We start from the raw sequence: 22,611 nt of genomic DNA, 5'->3' as shown, positions 1-22,611 counted from the left end.
GCCCCAAGCCGGAGGAAATGAGGTGGAAATGCCATGGTAATGAAAGAATGTTCGATCGAGATGTTCCGCTCGAACTGTCCGAGCCGGGAGCTTCTGGACCAGATTGCCGATAAATGGTCGATGATGATCCTGGCGGTGCTGGCCCACGGACCCTTGCGGTTTAACGCGATCAAGCGCGGGCTTGAGGGGATTACGCAGAAGGCGTTGACGCAGACGCTGCGCAAGCTTGAACGCAATGGCATTGTCGCCCGCCACGTGATCGCGACATCGCCGGTCGCGGTCGAATATGAAATCACCGATCTTGGCCGGTCGCTGGTGGAGCCGTTCAAGGCGCTTTATACGTGGACGCGCGATCATTACGACGAGGTGGAAAAGGCGCGGGTGGCGTTTGATGCGCGGATGGAGGAGCGGGTTTAGGAGCCCATGCCCCAACCGCCGCCTTGGGCGACGAAGGTGTCACGGGTTTTCTTGCCTGACAGGAAAGCCGCAAATGTCAGAAATAACTGACAAAAACGTCGGTTTCGGCATTTTCCCCTTAAAAGTAAGATATAGCTGACATTTGACGGTGGATGCGGGCGTGACAGGTGGCTTTAACGCCATTGATCCTTGCCCCATCCTCCCTCACAGCGTAAGAACAAGGCAGGTATTTACAAGCACGGAGCAGGTCGCGTGGGGTGGTACAAGTCACTGGTTTTGCCGGTTGTGCGCTGGATTGATGCGGAGACCGCGCATGGTCTTGCGATTTGCGCGCTGAAAAACAATCTGGTGCCGCGCGATGATGATGCGCTGGATGCCACGCCGATCCTTGAGACCGAGGTTTTCGGGCGCAAATTTGCCAATCCGGTCGGGCTTGCCGCGGGGTTTGACAAAAATGCCGAGGTCCCCAATCAGGCGCTTTCGCACGGGTTCGGCTTTGTCGAAATCGGATCGGTCACCCCCGAACCGCAACCGGGTAATCCCAAGCCCCGGCTTTTCCGGCTTTATTCCGACCGGGCGGTGATCAACCGCATGGGCTTTAATAACGAGGGTGCCGCCGTTGTTGCCGAGCGCCTGCGCAAGCGCGCACGCAAGGGCATTCTGGGTGCCAATCTTGGCAAAAACAAATATTCCGAGGACGCGGCGGCGGATTATGTGAAGGGTGTTGCGGCCCTTGGTCCCTATGCCGATTATCTGGTGGTCAATGTGTCCTCGCCCAATACGCCGGGTCTGCGGGCATTGCAGGGACGTGCGCCGCTTGAGGCGCTTCTGACATCGGTCCTTTCGGCACGCGATAGCCATGCCAAGGGTGTGCCGGTGCTGCTGAAGGTCGCGCCGGACCTGACGGAGGAAGACAAGGCCGATATTGCTGCGGTGGTGTTGAAGCTCAAGCTTGATGGCATGATTGTTTCGAACACCACGATTGACCGGCCGGTCGGGCTTAATTCCTATGATCAGGATGAAAAGGGTGGTCTTTCCGGCCCGCCGCTTATGGAGCCCTCGACCAAGGTTCTGGCCGATTTTTACCGCCTGACCGAAGGCAAAATTCCGTTGATCGGGGTGGGGGGGATTGCATCGGGCAAGGATGCCTATGAGAAGATCCTTAATGGGGCGTCGCTGGTGCAGCTTTATTCCGCCCTTGTCTATCACGGGCTGGAGCTTGTGACCGATATCAAGGAAGACCTTGCACGGCGGTTGCGTAAGGACGGTTTTGCCAGTGTTGCCGATGCGGTTGGGGCGGCCTATCCGGAGATTTCCGGGCGCAGCGCCCCGGTGGATGAGGCGCGCGCGGCCAAGGCGGCGGTGACGGCGAAGGCGGAACCCGCCAAGGCCGAGGTGGCGAAGGTGGCTCCGGCGGCTAAAACGGCAGCTAAGAAGCCAGCGGCGAAGACTGCTGCCAAGAAGCCTGCATCCAAGCCAGCGGCGGCGAAAAGCAAGGCTGCGCCGAAGGCGGCACCAAAGGCCGAGCCAAAGTCCGGGCCCCAAAACGGACCGACGGAATAGGATTTACCTGTGGCAATCTGGACTCCCGCGTGCGCGGGAGTGACGGTTTGGGTGGGATGGCTTTGGGCTTTCCCGTCAAGCCCGCCGCGAGGATGACGACGATTTTAACATGAAGTGGAATGCGTGAATGACGGTTGGCACCAGCTATCAGATGATCAACGGCCTGTCGGAAGTGATCGAACAGTACGATGCGGTGATCCTTGATCTTTGGGGCGTGGTGCATGACGGGGTCACGCCCTATCCAAGTTCCATCCTGGCGATGGAGGCGCTTAAAAAGGCCGGTGTGCCGGTGGCCCTTCTGTCGAACGCGCCGCGCCGGTCCAGCGTCGTGGTCGCACGCATGGAAGATATGGGTATCGCGCGCGACCTTTATGGCCCGGCGGTGGCATCGGGCGAGATCGCCTATAGCCAGCTTCTCGCACGGACCGATCCTTGGTATGCGAAGCTTGGCCGCAAGGTCATGAGTGTCGGCCCGGTGCGCGATATGTCGATGTTTGAAGGCCAGGATGTCGAGATGGTCAAGACGGTTGAAGATGCCGACTGGCTTCTGGTGACGGGGCCGAATGACGATTATGACGCGGTTTCGGTTTATGAGGATCTGCTGCATGCTGCCAAGGCGCGCGACCTTCCGATGCTGTGCCCGAACCCGGACCGCGAAGTGATCCGCGGCGGGGATCGCATCATCTGTGCCGGTGCGATTGCCGCGCGTTACGAGGTGCTTGGCGGCAATGTCCGCTGGGAAGGCAAGCCGCTGGCGAGTGCCTATGATTTCTGCCTGCAACTGTTTGACAAGGGCCCGGATGCGAAGCTTCTGGTCGTCGGCGACAGCCTTTCGACCGATGTTGCCGGATCAAACAATGCCGGGCTTGATGTCGCACTCGTGACCGGCGGCATCCATGCCGAGGAACTTGGCGCACCGCGCGGAACATTGCCCGAGAAAGGCAAGCTTGATGCCCTGCTGAACGCGACCGGGCGCAGCATTACCTATGCGGTTGGGGATTTTTGTTGGTAAACGCCTTTTACAGGCCCGAATTAGTCGAAGCATTGCGACTGCTGTCCGAGGCGTCAGATGTCGTGGAGCGACATGGTCATAATCGGCCCGTGCTTGTCGGTGGTGCGGCTGTTGAACTGGCGACACTTGGCGAGCTTGTTTCCGGTGATCTTGATATCGTAACAGCCTGGCAGCAGGTGTTCGAGGATGCCCTTGAGGCTGTCGGCTTTGAGCGCAGTGTCGGGCCGGGATCATTTTCCCGCGGGTTTCAGCACCCGAAGCTGAAAGTCGGTGTCGAGGTTGTTGATAGTAACCTCATGGATGGGCGCGGGAGCTATGATCGTGTCTATCTGCTTCGGCTGGATGCGGACCATAGCGTTTCGGTGATTTGCATCGAAGATTTGATTGCAGATCGCATGGGTCAATACAACAGCCCGCCGCACTATGCTTCAGATATGCTTGATCAGGCTGTACGCCTGTACCAGCTTGCGTTTGAGCTTGATAAACCTTATCTTGATAAACGTATCGTCGAGGAAACTTCAGGCGATTTCGATTTGAATTTTCTGGAAAAACACGTGAATGCGCGAAATCACGATTGAAGAATTGGCAGCACGCATCAGCCAGAAACGGGCCGAATTGGGCCTGTCTGGCAATGGTGACGTGCAGCCAAATTCCGGTCGTCGGCGCACCCAAAGCAAGCGTAATCTGTTGCGCAATATTGCCGAGCTTGCCGCAAGGGACGGGCGAGAGCCGCCTTTTAAGGCGAATTACTGATTTGCTGTAATTCCGTTTGCACCCGCCTTTCCCGTTGGAAGGCGGGTTTTGTTTTTGTGGTTTCGGGATTGCGGTGGCAGAGTATTGGGGCGTCAACAAACCGGAAAAACCATGCTTCTGACAGATGACATTCGCGATTATGCCGGGCGGGCGGTTTTGTGCTGGCTGGCGAGCGTTTCCGAAGACGGGCCGTCGGTCAGTCCGAAGGAAATCTTTGCCTGTTATGGCGAGGACCGGATCATCATTGCCAATATCGCATCCCCACAATCGGTGAAGAATATCCGCCATGACCCGCGTGTCTGTGTCAGTTTCGTTGACGTGTTTTCGCAGAAGGGCTGGCAGCTTTACGGGCGGGCGGTGCTTCTGAAGAACGGTGATGACGGTTTTGCCGAGCGGCATGTGATCCTGCAGGGCATGGCGGGCGATGCGTTTAAGGTCGGCATGGTGATTGATGTGGCAATTGATCAGGCGCGCGAGATTGTTGCGCCGAGCTATCGGTTCAGGGCCGATGTTAACGAAGCCGACATGCGGGCCGGGGCGATGGCGACTTATGGGGTGAGACCGGTGGATTAGGCCCTTTGTCCTTTGGCGGCGTTTGAGGATGCGGCACGGAGGACTGGATTCCCGCGTTCGCGGGAATGACGGTTTGGGGGAGCATCAGCTTTCGGCCACGCGCTTTTCGCGGAAGATGATGAAAATGCCGCTTCCGGTAATAATCGCCGCACCGACAAAGGTCAGAAGATCGGGCGTTTCGCCCCAGAAAAACCAGCCAAGTCCGGTGGCCCAGACAAGGGCGGTGTAATCAAACGGGGCGACGGTTGGAGCATCCGCCACCCGGAAGGCCTGGGTGATCAGGGTCATGCCGCTGGTGCCGACAAAGGCGATGGCGATGAAAAGCCCGATATCCTCGGCTCGGATCGGGGTCCAGAAATACCAGACGGCACAGGCACTGAGCAGGGTGCTGGTGAAGCTGAGGTAAAACAGAAGCGTCCACATGCTTTCGCGGGGATCAAGCAGGCGCGCACTTAGCATCAGAAGCGCATAGGTAAAGGCGGTCGCCACCGGCAAAAGCGAGACGGGCTCAAACGTTGCCGCACCGGGGCGCACGATCACCAGAACACCCAAAAAACCGACCATCACGGCCACCCAGCGCCGCCAGCCGACCCGGGCAATCAGCACCGATGAAATCGCGGTGATGAAAAGCGGGGCGACAAAGGCAAGGGCGGTGGCCTCCGCCAGTCCCATCAGATGGATGCTGGTGAAGAACATGATGGTCGCGGTGATCCAGATGACGGTGCGCATGAAATGCACGCCAATGCGATTGGACCGCAGGCCGCCAAGCCCGACCATTTTTATGGCCAGCAGGGCGGCAAAGGGCAGGGCAATCGAATTGCGCAGAAAGATGATCTGGATCGGTGAATAATGATCCATCAATCCCTTGGCCAGGGCATCATTGACACACAGCAGGGCGACACCGGCACACATCAGAATGATGCCGGTCAGGTTGTGCTGGGGCTGTTGTGCATTCATGGTTCGTGGCGCTTTCCCTGTGTGATGGTGGGTTATCGCAATCACCATCTGTTTTCTGAGCTTTAGGGCAAAGTGCCGGTTGAGGCCAGCAAAGAAAGCGGTCGGTGGGGCTGCGGGTTCGATGGGTGGTTTTGAGGATGTGGCACGAAGGACTGGATTCCCGCCTGCGCGGGAATGACGGTTTAGGGGGGGCTATGCGCAACTTTATCGTCACTCCCGCGAAAGCGGGAGTCCATGGGGCCGCTGGTTCTGTGTTGGGGCTTGGGTTGTTTCAGACAAACAAAAAAACGCCGCCCGGTAAAGGCGGCGTTTTGCGTTTGGGACGCGAGATGCCGATGGGTCAGATCGCGGTGGCGCGGTTGGCGTCGATATAGATTTCGCGCAGCCGCTTGGCGATCGGGCCCGGTGTGCCATCGCCGATTTTCTTGCCATCGACTTCGGCGACCGGGCAGACAAAGGCCGAGGCCGAGGTCGAGAAGGCTTCCTTCGCGGCATAGACTTCATCGACCGTGAACAGGCGTTCTTCGACCTTGAGCTGCAATTCTTCGGCACATTTCAGGACGGCCTTGCGCGTGATGCCATGCAGGATATCGTTGGAAAGCTGGCGGGTGACGATGACGTTATCCTGCGTCACGATATAGGCGTTGTTTGACGAGCCTTCGGTGACATAGCCATCGAGCACCATCCACGCATCATCAGCCCCCTTGGCGGCGGCTTCGGTTTTAAGAAGCGACGCATAAAGAAGCTGCACGGTTTTGATGTCGGACCGGCGCCAGCGGACATCCGGATAGGTCAGGATTTTCTGGCCGCGTTCGGCCAGCGGCGATTTGATCAGGGATTTGGACTGCGTGAACAGAACGACGGTTGCCGGGGTGTCATCCTTGATCGCGAAATCACGGTCACCGGCCGACCCGCGCGAGATTTGCAGGTAAACCAGGCCTTCGGTGATGTCGTTGCGTTTGACCAGTTCGCGGTGGATTTCAAGCAGTTCGTCGATATCGGCCTTGTAGGTGAAGCCCAGTTCCGAGAGCGAACGCGCCAGACGGGTCATGTGACCGTTAAAATCGATCAGCTTGCCATCGAGTACCGAGGTGACTTCATACACGCCGTCGGCAAACAGGAAGGAACGGTCAAAGATCGAAACCTTGGCTTCATTTTCCGGCAGATAGTCGCCGTTCACATAAACAGTACGCATGTCATCTTCCTGTCTGTTCGGGAACCGTCGAAAGGCGATACCGGAAATCCGGTTTCCGGGGATGGCCGTTCGCGCATGTTAAACCATATACCCATTTCGATAGCACAGAGCGGGCGGGTTTGTCGCGCGACGCTTTGGTTGTTGCGTATAAAAGGTGGAAAATTGCCTTTGCGGCCTTTCGAATGCCGCAATGTCGCATATATATGCGTTCATTGGCGCGCAGAACCGCAGAACATTCGATGAAAAAATGTTGAAATAGTCTATTGACCTGAACTTAGCTTGAGGTTCTATGGTCCTGCTCCAGAAACGGAAGTCCTGATTACATCACGCCCCAAACGGACAAGACACGGAGCCCCCGATGAATACGCATCTGCCGATAAGTGCCCCCAAATTCGATGATGCCGCGATCACTTCCAGCGTGCAGAACGCGATTGACGCAAGCTGGGCGAAGCCCTTTCCGCTGCCTGAGCCGCAGGTTGATCTGGACGCCTATTTCGCCCGGATCGGCTATGACGGCCCGCGCGAGGCGACGCTTGAGGTTTTGCGCGATCTGCATGCGCTGCATCCCGCCCATATCCCGTTCGAGGCGATCAATGTGCTGTGTCGCAAGGGGGTGAGCCTTGCGCCAGAGGATATTGACCGCAAGATCATTCTTGAAGGACGCGGTGGTTATTGTTTCGAGCAGAACGGCCTTTTCCGCCGCGTGTTGCGCAGCCTTGGTTTTGAGGTCGAAAGCCTCGCCGGGCGGGTATTGTGGGGCTATAACGAGGGCGATGGCCCGCGGCCGCGCTGCCACATGGCGATGCGCGTCACGCTGGATGGCGAGGCGTGGCTTGTTGATGTCGGGCTGGGCGGCTGTGTGCCGACCGCGCCGCTTTTGCTGGGCGTTTCGGTGCCGCAGGTCACCCCGCATGATACCTTCCGGGTGCGGGAACGTCATGGCCGTTACCTGACGGAGCTTGAACGCGACGGGGTGTGGAAGCCGGTGCATGAGGTCGATATCGTCCCGGTCGAGGATATCGATTACGAGGTGATGAACTTTTACGCCAGCACCCATCCCGAAAGCGGCTTTGCCAAGGTTCTGATGGTGGCGCGAAGCGCCCCGCATGCAAGGTTCACGCTGCTGAACAATCGCCTGACCATTCGGTTGCGGACGGGCGAGGAAGAGGTGCATCACCTGTCAGTCGGCGATGTCGAGCAGACATTGACCGATATTTTCGGCATCAGCGTTGATCCGTCGTGGCGGACCTACCTTGAAGATGTGGTTGCCAGTGCGGAAGCCGTGCGCAAGCAGGGGTAATGAAGCCGCTAAATCAGCATTATCAGGGGCCGTGGCAAAGTGCTGCGGCCCTTTTTGCAGGCCGGGTCAGTAATTGACCGACAATTCATGGCGGTTCATCAGGCTTTCGAATGTGCCGTTCTGTTTGACCTTGGCGAGGGCAGCGTTAAAGCGTTCAAGCAGTTCGGTGCCGTTCGGATAGTCCTTTGAGGTCATCAGAAACAGGCCAGCGCCCGGAAGCAGCGGTTTTTCGAGGGTATAGAATTTTTCAACTTCTTCGGGTGGGAAGAGGCTTCGGATTACATGCCAGCCGACCGAGCGCGCGGTGGAAAACAGGTCAATCCGGCCCAGTTGCAGCATTTTGAAATTCTGTTCTTCGGTCAGGGCATATTCGACGTTTAGCCCGGCTTCCTCAAACCATGGCTGATAATAATATCCCTGTATCCCGCCCAGGCGGTAGGAATGCAGGTCGGCCAGAGTTTCATATCGGATGGCGGGTTTCGCACCCTGTGCGTTATAGGCGAAAAACGGGGAATCCTCGATATAGAGTGGGTCGGAGAAATTGAATTTCCGGTCGCGTTCTTCGGACCAGCGATAGGGCAATGTGCCCCATGCTTCGAGATTTTCAACATCCTGTTCGCCGCGCTTCCAAGGTCTGAAATGAAATTCGAAACGGACATTCATTTCTTTGCCGATGGCGCGAAACAGATCAGGCAGGAAGCTTTCGCGCGCCGTGGCATGGGTATAGGGCGGATAATCGTTGGTGACGATCACCAGCGTTTCGGTGGTTTCGCTTGCGCGTGCCTGTATCTGTGTTTGAGCCAGCAGCAAAAAGGCCGCTGTCAGCCAGACTTTGCGAAAGAATGTCATCCGTGTCCTTTTCCCGGCGGCACCGGGTGATTGGTTGCGGTGTTCTGTCGTTGCCGCAATTCAACCGTGTGTTCCATTGTATATGGGTGGGGCAAAAGGACTTTGCAGGGGGATGTCCGGTTTTCCGATATCCCGGGAAATAAAAAAAACGCGCCGCATGGGGGATGCGGCGCGTGAAGTTGGGCAGATGTTGAGGGAGGCAGGCGTTAAGGATCAGTTGGCGTTGGCGGCCTTCAAGATCAGGTCGGCAACTTCCTTGGGGTGGGACACCATGACGACGTGGGAGGCGCCATCAATCACGACGGTTTCCTGTGAATTGGCGCGTTTCGCCATGAATTCCATTGCGGCGGGCGGGATGTTTTTATCGGCCGTGCCATAGATGTGGTAGGACGGCACATCCTTCCATGCGATATCGCCAGACGGTTCGTTCAGCGCAAAGTCGGTGACCGGGCGTTGGGCAGTCGCCATCAGGCGGGCTTTTTCAGCCGGAACGTCGGCGGCAAATTGCGCGTGGAATTTTGCCGGATCGATATAAAGGTCATTCACACCGTTGCCGAGTGGAACCGGGGCCGCCAGGGCCTCGCCCAGGGTGCCGCCGGGGAATTTTCCGGCCAGTTCGGCAATGGTTTCACCCTTTTCCGGGGCGAAAGAAGCGACATAGACCAGTGCCTTGACATTGGCTGCACCGGTTGCGGCGTTGCTGATGACCGGCCCGCCATAGGAATGACCGACCAGAACGACCTCACCCGGAATGCTGTCGATAAGTGACCGGGTATAGGCGGCATCGCCCGAAACACTGCGCAGCGGGTTGGCGACGCTTATGACGCGATATCCTTCGTCCTGCAGGATCGGCGCGACACCATCCCAGCTATCAGAGGCGGCAAAGGCGCCGTGGACCAGAAGGATGGTCGGTTTGGTATTGGCGGCATTCGCGGCCGCCGTGTCAGCGGCAAAGGCCGGAGATTGCGCGGCCATCAGACCGAAGGCAAAGGCAGTCGCCTTGAGCAGGTTTTTCACATTCAGCATTTTCATCTTCCCTTTTCCCGGTTTCGCCGATGACCGGCCAAACGTTGTTTCGATGAGATGCTTGTAGCTGTGAATTTATGATCGTGCAATATTAAATCGTGTGCGATTTAATCACGTGAGATCACATGAGCGTGAGGTCGGTATTGTGGCGGAGGTGCTGGTGGAGGTAAGGGCGGCAGGACACATTATCCGTTACTCCCGCGAGGGTGAGAGATTACGGTGCTGCGAGTTCGGTGGGCGGTTTTGAGGATGTGGCACGAAGGGCTGGATTCCCGCGAAGGCGGGAGTCCATCCTGCGGCGGGTCCGGTGTGAATACTTCGGGTGCGGTGGGGCTCAGAACTTCATCCTGAACCCGGCACCGAAGGCATGTTCGTGGCTGTTTTCCGAGATCGAGGGCTGGTAATCGGCGTAAAGGGTCCAGCCGTCGTCATCGGCAAGGGCAAAGCCGAGATTGCCGACCAACCGGTCGCGGTCGGTTTCGCTGCCCGAGACGGTGAAGGACGGGGTTCCGGCAAAGGCGAGCGTGGTGCTGTTGGAAACCGGGCCGATATGATGATCCCATCCCAGACGGAATTGCGGGATCAGGGTTTTGCCATCGCCGGTATCGATCATGCCGGCAAAGCGCACGCCAAGGCTTGCGGTGCCTGAAAGGTCGTCATCGGCCGCGCGCGAGATATTGGCAGAATCTGCCCCGGTTTCGGAAAAGCTGCCATAGCGGTTCCAGGTCACGCCAAGCCCGCCATAAGGTTCCGCCCGCCAGTTCGGGGCAATCGCAAAGCCCTTTGCCAGTTCGAGATCGGCATTAAGCGCATTGTCGGTGTAGTCCGCCGTGGCGGTGCGGTCGATGCTGCCGAAATCAAGGTTGCGGCTGCTGTCGATGCCAATGCGGGTCCATCCGGCCTGCCCGGACAGGCGCCAGTCATCGCCGAGATCGTGCATGCCATAGATCCCGGCCATTAGATTGGCGGAATCAAGGGTGGCATCACGGCCACTTTGGCGACTGTTGCCATCGGCATAGCCGAAATAGATGCCAATGGTGGTGGTTTCCGACAGGCGGGTGTCATAGCCGCCGATCATGCCGGCCCATTTGTAATCGGTGGTATCGATATTTTCATCGCCATCAACCCGGCCTTTGCCGCCAATCGCCTGAAGCCAGATGGCAGAACCGGTCTGGGATATGCCGTCATTGCCAAGGGCCAGAAGGGGTGTGTCCGCATCGGTTGCGATATGGTCGGACGCCGCCGGGCCGGCGGAAGCAAACCCCGCCAGTGCGGCGGGCGAAAGTGTGCCTGCGGCGACGAGGGTTCCGGCCGTGCTGCTGTTGCTGTTAAGGGCGGCCAGACGACCGCCGATCTGCCCGCCCGCCTGTCGGGCGATCTGGCCGTTGATGGCGGTGGTGCTGGCGTGAACGTCGCCGGAAAGCTGTTCGTAGGCGCGCTGGACTTCGGCGGTGGTCAGCCCCTGAAGGGCGGCACGGATGGTGGCACCATCAGCCCCCGGAAGATCATCGATGACAGCGGCGACCGCCGACTGGTTGCCGGTGACGGCATGATCGGTAAAATCGGTGTCGTTGCGTGTGAGGCTAAGGGTTACATCGTTGCCGGTGCCGCCACTATAGGCAACAGAGGCATCATAAAAGGCAAGCTGGTTATTGATGCTGTTGAAAGTACCGACAACTGCATCCACCCCGTCATTGGCGATGATGATGTGGGTATAATTGTCCTGACCGGACATATCATTATCGGGCAGGCCAAGAATGCGAAGCGTCGCGCCGCCAAGATCAACCGCCCCGTTGACGATCACCTGATCGGCATCGCCTGCGGCATTGACTTCGATCGCGAGGATCGAGCCACTGTTAAGGGTATAGTTGCCATTGACGGTCTGGGTTCCAATCGAATTGCCCGGGGCGTGAATACCGCCTGATTGCAGAGTGGTCGCCCCAACAGGACCGGTCCCGCCAAGGGTGGCGCCGCTCCGGATTGTGAAAGCCGAGGAACTGGCCGCGCCATTGACCAGCAAGGTGCCGCCCCAGACGGTGGTGGTACCGGTATAGGTGTTGGTCCCTGACAGGGTCAGTGTTCCTGCCGCCACTTTGATGACATTGCCAGCGCCGGAAATGACACTGGCATAGGTCTGGTTATCGCTGCGATTGAAGATAAGTGTTCCGAGGCTGGTGACGTTGAAGTTCCCGCCAAGGGCCCCGGTGGTGCCGCCATTGCCGATCTGCAGGATTCCCTGTCCGACATAGTTGTTGCCGGTAAAGCCAGATGAATCGCCGGTCAGGATTTGCGTATGGTTGCCGTTCTTGTTGAACTGCCCATTGCCCGACATGACGCCAGAATAAGTACCGGAACTGGTGGATGTGATGGTGAAGGTGCCGGTATTGAAGATATTACCGATGAGCTGCCCGCCATTGACCGAGGTGATGCCGGGGTTATTAAAGGTGCCGTTATTGGTCAGCGTGGCCCTGATCGTCATGAAATTGTTGTTGGTCAGTGTGCCGGTGCTGTTCAGCGCGCTGTCAACGTTGAAGTCGTTGTTATTGATCAGTGTGCCGTTATTGGTGAACGTGCCGTTATTGGTCAGCGTGCCGTTATTGGTAAACTGGGTATTGTTGATCAGTGTGCCGTTATTGGTCAGGGTGCTACCACCGCTATTCTCAAGTGTGGCGTTATTGGTGTAAGTGCCGCCACTATCGATCGTCCCACCGTTGATGACAACGATGCCCGTGGCAGTCTGGCTGTCGCCATCGGGAACGTGGATCTGTGCAAAGGCAATCTGTGGTGCGGCAAGGGCGATTAGTCCCCCGGCAAGCGAAAGTCCGCAAAGCACAGTGATATCGCGCAGCGCAGCACGAAGGTGGCGCATCGATAGTGGATTTTGCATGGTTATCTGCCCGTTAGTCCCAGATGGTCCCCAAGTCGGGCAGTTTTGTTTCCGGGTTGTTTCCCGACTGTCCCGTGTTCGGCTTTAGGCAGCGGGGAAAAGATACGCAACCGGAAAGAGACCAACGAACATGCAGTTTCGACGAACCGACAAAACGGCACATCAAAATCAATCAGATAGGGTATTTGGCGGCGGGACTGGATGGGGCGTGGCTGAAAGCCCTATATGCGATTCAGACGCCGAGCTTGCTGCGCAGTTCCTGGCGGTAGGGGCGAGAGACACTTTGGGTTTCATCAAGAATACGCAGGCTGACCTCCCATCGGTCGCCGCTGCTGCCGGCATGGCGATTGAGTTCCGCGACATGATGCAGATTGACAACCGTGGTGCGGTGGATGCGGTGAAAATGGCCCGGTGGCAGCATTCCCGCCCAGACCGAAAGCGGGCGCAGATCCGTCATGGACGACCCGTCCGAGAGAAATAGGGTGGTATAATCCCGTGCCGACCGCAAACAGACGACTTCTGCCATTGTGACACCCCGGACCCGACCAAAGGTGCGGATATAGATCAACGGATCAGCCGACAGGCGGGCAACCGGTTGTCTGTTTTGTTGAGCGGGGGTGTTGTTGCCATAGCGCGCAAGCGCAATCAGGTTCGCGCAACGGTAAAGCTGTGATGTGACTGCGCCATCCCAATGCGTATGTGTGCGGGTGGCATCAAAACCGATACAGGCGCGCAGGCGGCCTTCGAAAAAGACCGGGATGCAAAGGACGCTTTTATCATGTTGGCGCAGCATTTCGGCCTGAAGATCGCGGGCGGGACGCGGCAGGGTGCTGACATTGTTGATCATGATGGCCTGATTGGCGGACAGGAACTGTTGCAGCCAGGCGATCATGGTAACGGGGGTGTCCTGCAGATCGGTGACATGCGAGGTAACGGTTTCGCGGCTCCATTCGTGGGTGTTGCGAAAGCGCAAAAGCGTTGCGTCATATTCGAACATCCATGCCCGGTCCGCCCCGGCGGCAAGTCCGGTCAGTTCGAGAATGCCGGTAATTGCCTGATCACAGGGTTCCGCCAGCAGCATCTGTGCCGTTTGGAAAACCCATTCGTCGCACCGGGCATCCTGAATGTTCAGGCAATCGGGCGACAATGGCAGGTCGGAAATTTCGAAAGACGGGCGCGCTAAAACCTGCGTGCCGGAATGCGACGCGTCCAATAGCATGGCTTGTGTTACCCAACCTGATTTTTTTCAGATGGTTACACGTTTGCGAGTGGATCGCAAGAAGTCAGTTATAAGCCCTTCAGGTCAACTTCAGGTATGGCCGACCGGGATCAGAATTTCATTCTGAACCCGGCACTGGCGGCATGTTCGCGGCGGCTTTTGGAGATCGAGGGCTGGTAATCTGCATAGAAGCTCCAGCCATCGTCATCGGCAAGGGTCATGCCGAGATTGCCGACCAGTGTATCGCGGTCGGTTTCGCTGCCTGCGACCGTGAAGGAGGATGTGCCGGTAAAGGCCAATGTGGTGCTGTTGGCTGTCGGGCCAAGGTGATGGTCCCAGCCAAGCCGGAATTGCGGGATCAGGGTTTTGCCATTGCCGGTTTCAAACATGCCCGCCATCCTTAGCCCGAGGCTTGCGGTTCCGGTCAGGGTGCTGTCAGATGCACGTGACAGATTGGCCGATCCGGCCCCGGTTTCGGTAAAGGCGTCATGATCGTTCCAGAGCACGCCCAGCGCGCCATAGGGCACAACCCGCCAGTTATGGGCAACGTCAAATCCCCTTGCCAGTTCAAGATTGGCATTGAGCGCATTGTCGGTGTAATCCGCCGTGGCGGTACGATCAATGCCGCCAAAAACAAGATTACGGCGGCTGTCATTTGCCGTTCGGGTCCATCCGGCCTGCCCGGAAAGCCGCAAATCATCGCCAAGGTCACGCGTGCCATAAAGCCCGGCCATGAAATTGCGACTATCGAGGGTGGCATCCCGGCCAGCCTGACGGTTCCTGGCGTCGGCATAACCGAAATAGACCCCCAGAATGGTGGTATCGGAAAGCTGTGTGTCAAAGCCGCCAACCATGCCGGTCCATTGGTAATCGGTGGTGTCGGCATTGCCATCACCATCAATCCGGCCGGTTGCGCCGATGGCCTGAAGCCAGATGGCGGACGTCACCTGTGGTGCATTTTCAGCCCCCAGCGAGAGCATGTTTGCATCACTGGCATATATCTCACTGTCACTTGCCATCGGGCCGGAACGGGCAAAGCCGGTAAGCTCGGCGGGGGACAGGGTGCTGGCGGCAACGAGGGAGCCACTGGTGGTTCCGGTAACGCCGCGGTTGCGATTTAGATCGGCAAGGCGTGCCCCGATCTGGCCGGTGGCCTGATGGGTGATGCGGTCATTCATGGTGGGGCCCGCGGCAAAGATATCGCCTGAGAGCTGTTGAAAGGCGTGCTGTGCCCCGGCATTCGTCAGGCCGAGAATCGCGTTGCTGATGGTGGTGCCGTCCGTGCCCGAAAGGTTGCCGACCTGGCCTGCGACGGCTTTTTGATTGGGGGTTGTGGCAATGTCGGTAAAGCCACTGGCGTTGCGGGTCAGTGTCAGGGAGACATCATTGCCGGTGCCGCCGACGGTGGAACGGGCGGCGTCATAAAAGGCAAGCTGATTGTCAATCGTTGCAAAATCGCCGGTAATCGCATCAACGCCATCATTTTCGATGATCACGTAATTATAGGTGGTTTGACCGGAGAAATTGTTCCCCGATACGCCTTTGACCCGCAGTGTCGAGCCGGTGATATCGACCGTGCCGGTCACGATGACCTTGTCGGAATTGCCAGCACTATCCACCTCGATCTCGAGGATTGAACCGGCATTGAGGACATAGGCGCCATTGACGGTCTGGGTGCCGATGGAATTGCCCGGCGCGTGAACGCCGCCCGACTGTAAGGTCGTCGCCCCTACGGTGCCGGTGCCGCCAAGGGTACCGCCGTTCTGGACCGTGAAGGCCGACGACGTGGCAGAGCCGTTAACCGACAATGTGCCACCCGAGACAGTCGTGGTGCCGGAATAGGTGTTGGCCCCGCTGAGTGTGACGGTGCCGGTGCCGGTTTTGGCAAGCGCCCCGGTTCCGGCCAGAACGGCGCTGATCGTGCCCGACTGGGTCGCGAAAGTGCCCGATGATGACAATGTGCCGTTTGACACGGTTGCGCCATTGAGTGTGATGGTGCCGGTGCGGGTCTGTGTTGTCGTGCCGAGATCAAGCGTTCCACCGGTGAGGTTAAGTGCGCCTGCGGCATCCCCGAGTGTTCCCGATCCTGACAGGGTTAATGTTCCCGCCGAAAGGTCCGTTGTGCCGGTATAGGTGTTGGCCCCGCTGAGCGTGACGGTGCCGGTTCCGGTTTTGGCAAGCGCCCCGGTCCCGGCCAGAACGGCGCTGATGGTGCCTGACTGGGTATCGAAGGTGCCCGATGATGACAATGTGCCATTTGACACGGTTGCACCATTGAGTGTGATGGTGCCGGTGCGGGTCTGTGTCGTCGTGCCGAGATCGAGCGTGCCGCCGGTCAGGTTCAGCGCACCTGCGGCATTTCCGAGTGTTCCCGATCCTGACAGGGATAATGTGCCCGCCGAAAGATTTGTTGCGCCGGAATAGCTGTTGGCGGCACTGAGTGTCAGGGTGCCTGCGCCGTTTTTGGTCAGTGCCCAGCTGCCGGTGCCGCCCGATCCGGCCTGATCGGTGATGGTATTGGCAAGGGTTTGTGTGTTGCCGGTATCAGGATTGAAGGTCAGGGTGCCGCTGCCTTGCAGGAAAACACCATCGCCAAAGGCAGAGCCGTCCTCGGCCGTGCCCGCCGCACCGGTTCCGCCGTTTCCGCCGGTGACAGTGTTGTTATTGACGGTCAGGGTTCCGGCGATGGTCAGGGTTGCGCCATCCATGACAAAGATGGCACCCCCGGCACCAAGGCCACCACCCCCGGCCGCCTGAGAGATGGTACCGCTTGAGACACCGTTGCCCGCGCCAAATCCGCCCTGACCGACATCGGCGACGCTGCCAAGGCCGCCACCGCCGCCGCCGCCGCCAAAACCGCCATCGCCCCGGAATGCGCCACCCCCGCCGCCAAAACCGCCATTACCGGCTTTGCCGCCGCCGCCGCCAAAGCCGCCATCGGGGTCGTCGGTAAACGTGCCATCAATGCCGTTGACACCGCCGCCGCCGACCGACTGGTCGCCGGAACCGCCGCCGCCGCCATTGTTGCCACCCGTACCGCCACCGCCACCTAAATTGGCGCCATCCCCACCGGCACCTTCGCCCTGGGCGATCCCGTCACCGCCATTGCCACTATTTGATCCACCGGTTGCCCCGCTGCCAAGGCCGCCGCCGCCGCCGTTAGTGCCACTGACAACCGTGCCGCCATCGCCCCCCATGCCGCCGCCGCCGCCGGTGACCCCACTTGCGGTTTGTGCACCGCCATCACCGCCGGTTGCGGCGTTGTTTTGCGCGACAAGGTTGCTGATGGTGACATTGGCGCCGTCCTTGACGAACAGGGCCCCACCAAGTCCGGCACCGCCGCCTGCGGCCTGGCCTGCATCGCCACCAGATGCAACCGCATTCTCGATGGTCAAGTCGTTGATTGCCACGGTGCCGGAATACACAAGCAGGCCGCGAAACGCGTTATTGCCACTCAGCGTATTGCCATTGCCGTTCAGCGTGATGTTGCTGTTTAACGCGTTCAGGTCGCCGCTGGTCAGCGTGATGGTGCCCAGACCATTTTGGACATCGATGGTGTTGGTGCCACCCGCAGCGTTGGCATCAAAAATCGCCTGCCGCAGGGAACCGGCACCGCTGTCGGCGGTGTTGGTGACATTGAACGTTGCGGCCTGTGCCGATCCGATTGGCGCGGTGGATAACAGGATCAGGGGGACAAGACCGTATCGGGTGTGCGCAAAGATACCGCGCCAGCACGAGAATTGACGTGCCCGCCGGGATGGTTGATGCGGATCCATGTAACAGCACGCCTTTGGTCATGAGAAATAAGAGGTTCCCATTCCTTTGGGCGACTTTCGCAAAGGGCACAACCCGCTATCTGAGAGCGTGGACTTTATTCTGCGCAATGTGGATAAGGGCTTGCGCAAAGTGGATAATTGGCAGGTTTTTTTGATAAAAAGACCATCCGTCGGCGGGGCATGGCCGCCACGCGCCCGGATCAGTTTGCCGGTCTGGCATCGGCCCTTTGGGAAAGATCGTCAAGATAGGCGAGAAGATCGGCGATGGTTTCAGGGGTGAAGGTGAATTCCGGCATGGTCAGTTGATCGTGCGACACGGTGATGCCTTCGGCAAGGGCCTCTTCGAGGTTTTCAATCGGCCAGCGCTGACCGAAGCTTGCCAGTGGCGGGGCGGTGGTGATCGCCGGGTCGGGATAGGGATCACCGGCAAATTCCATATGACAGCGCAGGCAGGTCTGTTCGGCAATCGCCTTGCCACGAGTGATATCGCCCTGTTCCTCGTCGCGATGGGCAAGCTGGTTGCTGATCAGCAGGAAGGCCGCGGCGGCGACCCCGGTGATCAGGATGACAAGGCTTCGTTTGCGTATCATGGTGGTTCCCTCTTTCGTCTTTGGCGGGAGTATAGCGCCATTTGGTAAATGAAGTTTTTCGAATGTGCAGGCGGGATGTTGCGAAAGATATTGATAATCAGTCTTAATATCTGCTAGTGAAGCATCGTTGTTTGTGCCGTCCCGAGGAAATACGGCTTTGTCCGCGAACCCCAACGCCCTTGTTCTTTTCATGTCGCATCGCCCGGCGCTGGTGAATTATGCCAGCAGCATCACGGGTAATCGCGTGCAGGCCGAAGACCTGGTGCAGGAAGCCTGGTTGCGGTTTGACGCGGCATCGGATCGGCGGCTGATCGAGGATGCGACGGGATATCTTTACCGGATCGTGCGCAACCTGGCGCTGGATAGCAAACGCAGGCTGGCGCGGGAAAACCGCGTGACCAGTGCCGGGGATTTTGACGAGGTGGCCCGGATATCGGCCGATATTGCCCCGGACCCGGAAACCGTCGCCCTTTACAAGGATGAATATGCGATCGTGATGGCGGCGATGGACGAATTGCCCGAACGCACCCGCATTGCATGCGAGATGCATCGGTTTGGTGGCGCGAAGCTTAAGGAAATTGCCGCCTTCCTCGATATTTCCGTGCCGCTGGCGCACAAGCTGGTGGCGGACGGGATCGAGCATTGCAAACAGCGGCTGGATCAGGCATGAGCCGGGTTCACAATATTTATAGAAAAAAGTTCCGCAAATGCGTTTAGTAGTTGTAGGAACTTTAGCTTTGGTTCTTTTCGGGGCAGGCCGGTGCGCACCCGCAATCTGCGATACCGACCGGGAATAGAGACGAGAATGGCAGCGAACACAGATGCGATCCCGCCGCAGGCCTCACGGGAGGCGACCGACTGGCTGATCCTGTTGCAGGAAGAGCCGGACGATCAGGATATTCTGCGCGCATTTGCGGAATGGTGCGAACGTGACCCCGCACATATGCAGGCATGGAATGCCACGCGCCGGACGGCGGATGTGATGGCGACAGGCGCGCCTGAGCATGCTGATCGCTGGCAGCCCTTCGTTCGTGAGATGCGAACGGGCGGTGAAGGATCGTTCGTTTCATCATCATCGCGCAAAGACAATGTCGTGCGCCCGGCTTTCGGGCGGCGAAAGATGTGGCTTGTTGGCGGGCTTGCCATTGCCGCATCGCTTTTTGCAGCAGTAATCGGGCCGGGGATCGTTACCCGTGCCGTCACCGGCTGGCAGGCCGATTATGTGACCGATACCGCCGAGATGCGCACCATCACCCTTGCCGATGCCAGCACGGTGACGATGGCACCCGAAAGTGCGATCCGGGTGCGTTACGAGGCGGGCGAGCGCCATATCGACCTTTTGGGTGGCGAGGCGTTTTTTGAGGTCACCCCGGATGCCGAACGGCCCTTTACGGTTTTTGCCGACGAGGTTGGCGTGACGGTGCTTGGTACCGGGTTTGACGTGCGGCGCAATGAGGCGGGCACGGATGTTGCGGTCGAGCATGGTCTGGTGCGGGTCGGGTTTGATCAGATCACCCCGCCGGTCGCAGAGTTGCTGGAAGCCGGGCAAAGTGCCAGCGTGACATGGCAGGGGGCGGTGGCGCGTGGCCAATTGCCTGCAGGTCAGGTTGCCGCGTGGCGGCAGAACCAGTTGATTGCTCAGGATCAGCCGCTGGGTACCGTGATTGACGGGCTGCGGCGCTATTATCCGGGCCGGATCATCATCACCGATGATGCGCTGGCGACCCGGCCGGTTACGGGGGTCTATAACCTTGCCGATCCGCTGGCGGCCCTTCGCGGGATTGCACGGGCGCAAAATGCGGTGGTGCGGCAGGTGACGCCGTGGGTTTTGCTGGTGTCGGCATCCTGAGAACGGCCTGAAACAGGCCGTTTGACAAAAATCTGAAAAATTTTCCGAAGTTTTTTTGAAAAAAAATCCCCGAGGCACGTTTTGTGTTTTAAGCGCAAATGAGAAGCGTTTTTATTCTCATTTGTGATCATGTATATGACGCAGAACGGAGATCCATGGAATGACCACAGGGGGTAAGGCGGGTATGCGGAGCCGCAGCAGACAGACGGTTTTTGCAAGCGCGCTTTTGGTGACAAGCGCATTGGTGCCGGTATTGGTCGCGGCACCGGCGATGGCGCAGGCACAGGTGGCGCAAAGCGGGGCGGGGGTCCTTGCCGCGTCACATGCATTTGAGATTCCGGCGCAATCCATGACCAGCGCGCTGGCCCTGTTCGGGCAGCAGTCCGGTCTTCAGATCACGGTTGATGGCGCACTTGTGCGCGGGGTTGATGCGCCAGCGGTCAGCGGCAGCATGACATCGCAGCAGGCGCTGGACCGGCTGTTTGCCGGAAGTGGCCTGACCTATAACATTTCCGATGACGGCACCGTGGTGGTCGAGCAGATCGCAACCGGTGCGGCGGCGGCAGAAGGCGAGGTTCTTGATCCGATCCGAATTGAGGGCAATGCAGAGGGGGTCTATGGCCCGATGGGGCCGACACGCGATAGCGTTGTTGCCAGCCGGTCGCGCACGGCATCGAAAACCGACACGCCGATTCTGGATGATTCCGCCGCCGTTTCCGTGGTGACGCAGAAGGAACTGGAAACCCGCAATGTGCAGGATATTCAGCAGGCGGTCGCCTATAGTGCAGGCGTGCAGGCGGGCGAATATGGATCGGATGTGCGGTATGACTATATCCGTATCCGCGGTTTTTATTCGTCGCTTTCGACCTATCGCGATGGATTGTCGTCACGGACCTATAACTTCACAACCGCCCGTCAGGAACCCTATGGCCTTCAGCAGGTCGATATCCTGAAAGGATCGACATCAAGCCTGTTTGGCATGAACGGGCCGGGGGGCTTGGTCAATCTGATTACCAAACGCCCGCAGGACGAAGCCGGTGGCGAGGTTTTCACGACCCTTGGCGAAAACCATGTGCGCGGTGGCGGGGATGTGACCGGCCCGGTCGCGGAAGACAGCAACTGGACCTATCGCCTGACCGGGCTTTGGCAGGATGCGGAGCGCGAACAGGATTATTCGCAGGATGACCGTGTGTATATTGCGCCGGCCTTTACCTATAAGCCGAAGGCGGGAACGGAACTGACGATCCTGACCAGTTACAGCAACCGCGAAAGCAGTCTGGGTTATGGCTTCCCGGCCGGGATTGAAACCAGCCGCAATGCGTTTTTCGGTGAACCGGATTTCAACACTTTCGATACCGAAGAAACCAATATCGGGTATGAGTTCTCGCACCAGATTACCGACAAGCTGCAATTCCGCCAGAACGCGCGTTACACCCATGTCGATCTGGATTACGAGACGGTTTACCTGCACGATACCACGCCGCTTGGTGACCGTTGGGCTTTTGCGATTTATGGCGAGCTTGACCGTTTTGCCATCGACAACCAGATGCAGTACGACACTGCACTGAATGAAACGTTCGACAGCAAGACGTTGGTGGGGTTTGACTACAACCGCGATCAGAACCGCGAACAACGCTACGACGGAACGGCATCGCCGATTGATCCTTACAACCCGTCTTATTGCGGGCTTTCGTGCATCAACTTTACCAGTAACTCGGACACGGAAATCACGCAGGCGGCTTATGGGCTTTATGCGCAGGAACAGCTTACGATTGCCGATGACTGGATCGCGACCGTGGGTGGGCGTTTCGATTATGTCCAAAGCGATACCGATACACTTAGCAGCGGGGTAACCGAGGAACGCGATGACCATAAATTCACCTCGCGCGTTGGCCTGACCTACAAGGCGACGGACGAGGTTTCGGTTTACGGGAACTATTCGGAATCCTTCCAGCCGGTTTACGGCAGTGCGGCTTCCCGCCCGGACGGGACCGCGCCACAGGAAGGCACGCAATATGAGGTTGGCGTCAAATATCAGCCGACTGCGATTGATGCGATGTTTACCGCGGCCCTGTTTGACCTGACACAGGAAAACGTTTCGCAGTGGAATTCCACCACGTCGACCTATCAGCAGATCGGCGAGATCAATTCACGCGGGTTGGAGCTTGAAGGCAAGATGTCGCTTGATGAGCGGACCAATCTGACGCTGGCCTATACCTATCTTGATGCCGAAATCAAAGACGATGTTGTTGCGGGCAATGTCGGCAATCGTCCGTCAAACGTTCCTGAACATAATGCATCGGCGTGGCTGGATTACACCATTCCGGAACATGGGGTGTTTGGTGACCTGACCCTTGGTGGTGGTGTCCGTTTTGTCGGGTCACGCTATAACAACGATGCCAATACCGATCTGCTGGGATCGCATACGGTGGTTGATGCCATGGTGAATTACATGGTGACGGACAATGTCAGCCTTGCGGTCAATGCGACCAACCTGTTTGACCGGGAATATGTCGCGTCCAACACGTTCGGCAGCCGTTTCTATGGCGAGGGCCGCACGGTTCTGGCGACGCTGAAATATAGCTGGTAAGATTTCCGATCCGTAAAGATGCAGGCGGCCGTATCCCCGTGATACGGCCGTTTTG

Annotated in this window: 18 protein-coding genes; 10 read left to right on the top strand and 8 right to left on the bottom strand. The window is 58.3% G+C overall.

The features are described 5' to 3' along the window. Positions 1-33 precede the first annotated feature (33 nt). From AUP42_RS16635 to AUP42_RS16610, 6 genes are all read left to right on the top strand, one after another. The gene (locus tag AUP42_RS16635; protein ID WP_082824815.1) at positions 34-417 is read left to right on the top strand and encodes a winged helix-turn-helix transcriptional regulator; all 384 of its coding nucleotides are present in this window, start codon (positions 34-36) and stop codon (positions 415-417) included. A 252-nt stretch (positions 418-669) separates the two neighbouring features. Beyond that, positions 670-1,980 carry a quinone-dependent dihydroorotate dehydrogenase gene (locus AUP42_RS16630; RefSeq protein WP_062952704.1) on the top strand — a complete coding sequence of 437 codons (1,311 nt, stop codon included), beginning with the start codon at positions 670-672 and terminating at the stop codon, positions 1,978-1,980. Between the two features lie 127 nt (positions 1,981-2,107). Next, positions 2,108-2,992, top strand: a complete 885-nt coding sequence (locus AUP42_RS16625; RefSeq protein WP_062952703.1) for a TIGR01459 family HAD-type hydrolase — start codon at positions 2,108-2,110, stop codon at positions 2,990-2,992. Further along, a complete protein-coding gene (locus tag AUP42_RS16620; protein WP_156484642.1) occupies positions 2,986-3,570 on the top strand; it encodes a hypothetical protein in 585 nt (194 codons plus the stop codon). The genes AUP42_RS16625 and AUP42_RS16620 overlap by 7 nt, the downstream gene beginning before the upstream one ends. Next, complete coding sequence (locus AUP42_RS16615) at positions 3,551-3,745, top strand: hypothetical protein (RefSeq protein ID WP_062952701.1); 195 nt, start codon at positions 3,551-3,553, stop codon at positions 3,743-3,745. The genes AUP42_RS16620 and AUP42_RS16615 overlap by 20 nt, the downstream gene beginning before the upstream one ends. 111 nt (positions 3,746-3,856) lie before the next feature. After that, complete coding sequence (locus tag AUP42_RS16610; protein ID WP_062952700.1) at positions 3,857-4,318, top strand: pyridoxamine 5'-phosphate oxidase family protein; 462 nt, start codon at positions 3,857-3,859, stop codon at positions 4,316-4,318. A gap of 84 nt (positions 4,319-4,402) precedes the next feature. Here the strand turns inward: AUP42_RS16610 and AUP42_RS16605 are convergent, their stop codons facing one another. Both AUP42_RS16605 and AUP42_RS16600 read right to left on the bottom strand, forming a co-directional pair. Continuing rightward, entirely contained in the window at positions 4,403-5,275 is an 873-nt protein-coding gene (locus AUP42_RS16605) for a DMT family transporter (protein WP_062952699.1), read from the bottom strand. A 340-nt stretch (positions 5,276-5,615) separates the two neighbouring features. Further along, complete coding sequence (locus tag AUP42_RS16600) at positions 5,616-6,470, bottom strand: D-amino-acid transaminase (RefSeq protein WP_062952698.1); 855 nt, start codon at positions 6,468-6,470, stop codon at positions 5,616-5,618. Positions 6,471-6,828: 358 nt separating this feature from the next. Between AUP42_RS16600 and AUP42_RS16595 the strand changes: the two genes are divergently transcribed. Continuing rightward, positions 6,829-7,770, top strand: coding sequence for an arylamine N-acetyltransferase family protein (locus AUP42_RS16595; RefSeq protein WP_082824814.1), 942 nt, complete (start codon positions 6,829-6,831; stop codon positions 7,768-7,770). Between the two features lie 66 nt (positions 7,771-7,836). Here AUP42_RS16595 and AUP42_RS16590 read toward each other — a convergent pair whose 3' ends face one another. The 6 genes from AUP42_RS16590 to AUP42_RS16565 form a co-directional block, all read right to left on the bottom strand. Further along, positions 7,837-8,619, bottom strand: a complete 783-nt coding sequence (locus AUP42_RS16590) for a substrate-binding periplasmic protein (RefSeq protein ID WP_062952697.1) — start codon at positions 8,617-8,619, stop codon at positions 7,837-7,839. Positions 8,620-8,832: 213 nt separating this feature from the next. Beyond that, positions 8,833-9,651: an alpha/beta fold hydrolase gene (locus tag AUP42_RS16585; RefSeq protein ID WP_197468304.1), complete on the bottom strand. Its 819-nt coding sequence runs from the start codon at positions 9,649-9,651 to the stop codon at positions 8,833-8,835. A gap of 328 nt (positions 9,652-9,979) precedes the next feature. Further along, positions 9,980-12,532: an autotransporter outer membrane beta-barrel domain-containing protein gene (locus tag AUP42_RS16580; protein ID WP_062952696.1), complete on the bottom strand. Its 2,553-nt coding sequence runs from the start codon at positions 12,530-12,532 to the stop codon at positions 9,980-9,982. 232 nt (positions 12,533-12,764) lie between these two features. Beyond that, a complete protein-coding gene (locus AUP42_RS16575; RefSeq protein ID WP_062952695.1) occupies positions 12,765-13,751 on the bottom strand; it encodes a GAF domain-containing DNA-binding protein in 987 nt (328 codons plus the stop codon). Positions 13,752-13,861: 110 nt separating this feature from the next. Beyond that, positions 13,862-17,527, bottom strand: a complete 3,666-nt coding sequence (locus AUP42_RS16570; RefSeq protein WP_062952694.1) for an autotransporter outer membrane beta-barrel domain-containing protein — start codon at positions 17,525-17,527, stop codon at positions 13,862-13,864. 200 nt (positions 17,528-17,727) lie between these two features. Beyond that, entirely contained in the window at positions 17,728-18,117 is a 390-nt protein-coding gene (locus tag AUP42_RS16565) for a c-type cytochrome (protein WP_062952693.1), read from the bottom strand. Between the two features lie 157 nt (positions 18,118-18,274). Between AUP42_RS16565 and AUP42_RS16560 the strand changes: the two genes are divergently transcribed. The 3 genes from AUP42_RS16560 (at position 18,275) to AUP42_RS16550 (ending at position 22,556) form a co-directional block, all read left to right on the top strand. Further along, on the top strand, positions 18,275-18,787 hold the full coding sequence (locus AUP42_RS16560) for a sigma-70 family RNA polymerase sigma factor (RefSeq protein WP_082824813.1): 513 nt from the start codon (positions 18,275-18,277) through the stop codon (positions 18,785-18,787). 135 nt (positions 18,788-18,922) lie between these two features. Next, positions 18,923-19,966 carry a FecR family protein gene (locus tag AUP42_RS16555; protein ID WP_062952692.1) on the top strand — a complete coding sequence of 348 codons (1,044 nt, stop codon included), beginning with the start codon at positions 18,923-18,925 and terminating at the stop codon, positions 19,964-19,966. Positions 19,967-20,126: 160 nt separating this feature from the next. Beyond that, positions 20,127-22,556 (top strand): TonB-dependent siderophore receptor, encoded by a 2,430-nt coding sequence (locus AUP42_RS16550; RefSeq protein WP_062952691.1) that lies wholly within the window; start codon positions 20,127-20,129, stop codon positions 22,554-22,556. Positions 22,557-22,611 lie beyond the last annotated feature (55 nt).

This window comes from Thalassospira lucentensis (assembly GCF_001613805.1).
Lineage (GTDB): Bacteria > Pseudomonadota > Alphaproteobacteria > Rhodospirillales > Thalassospiraceae > Thalassospira > Thalassospira lucentensis_A.
This window is presented reverse-complemented; position numbering and strand designations above follow the sequence as displayed.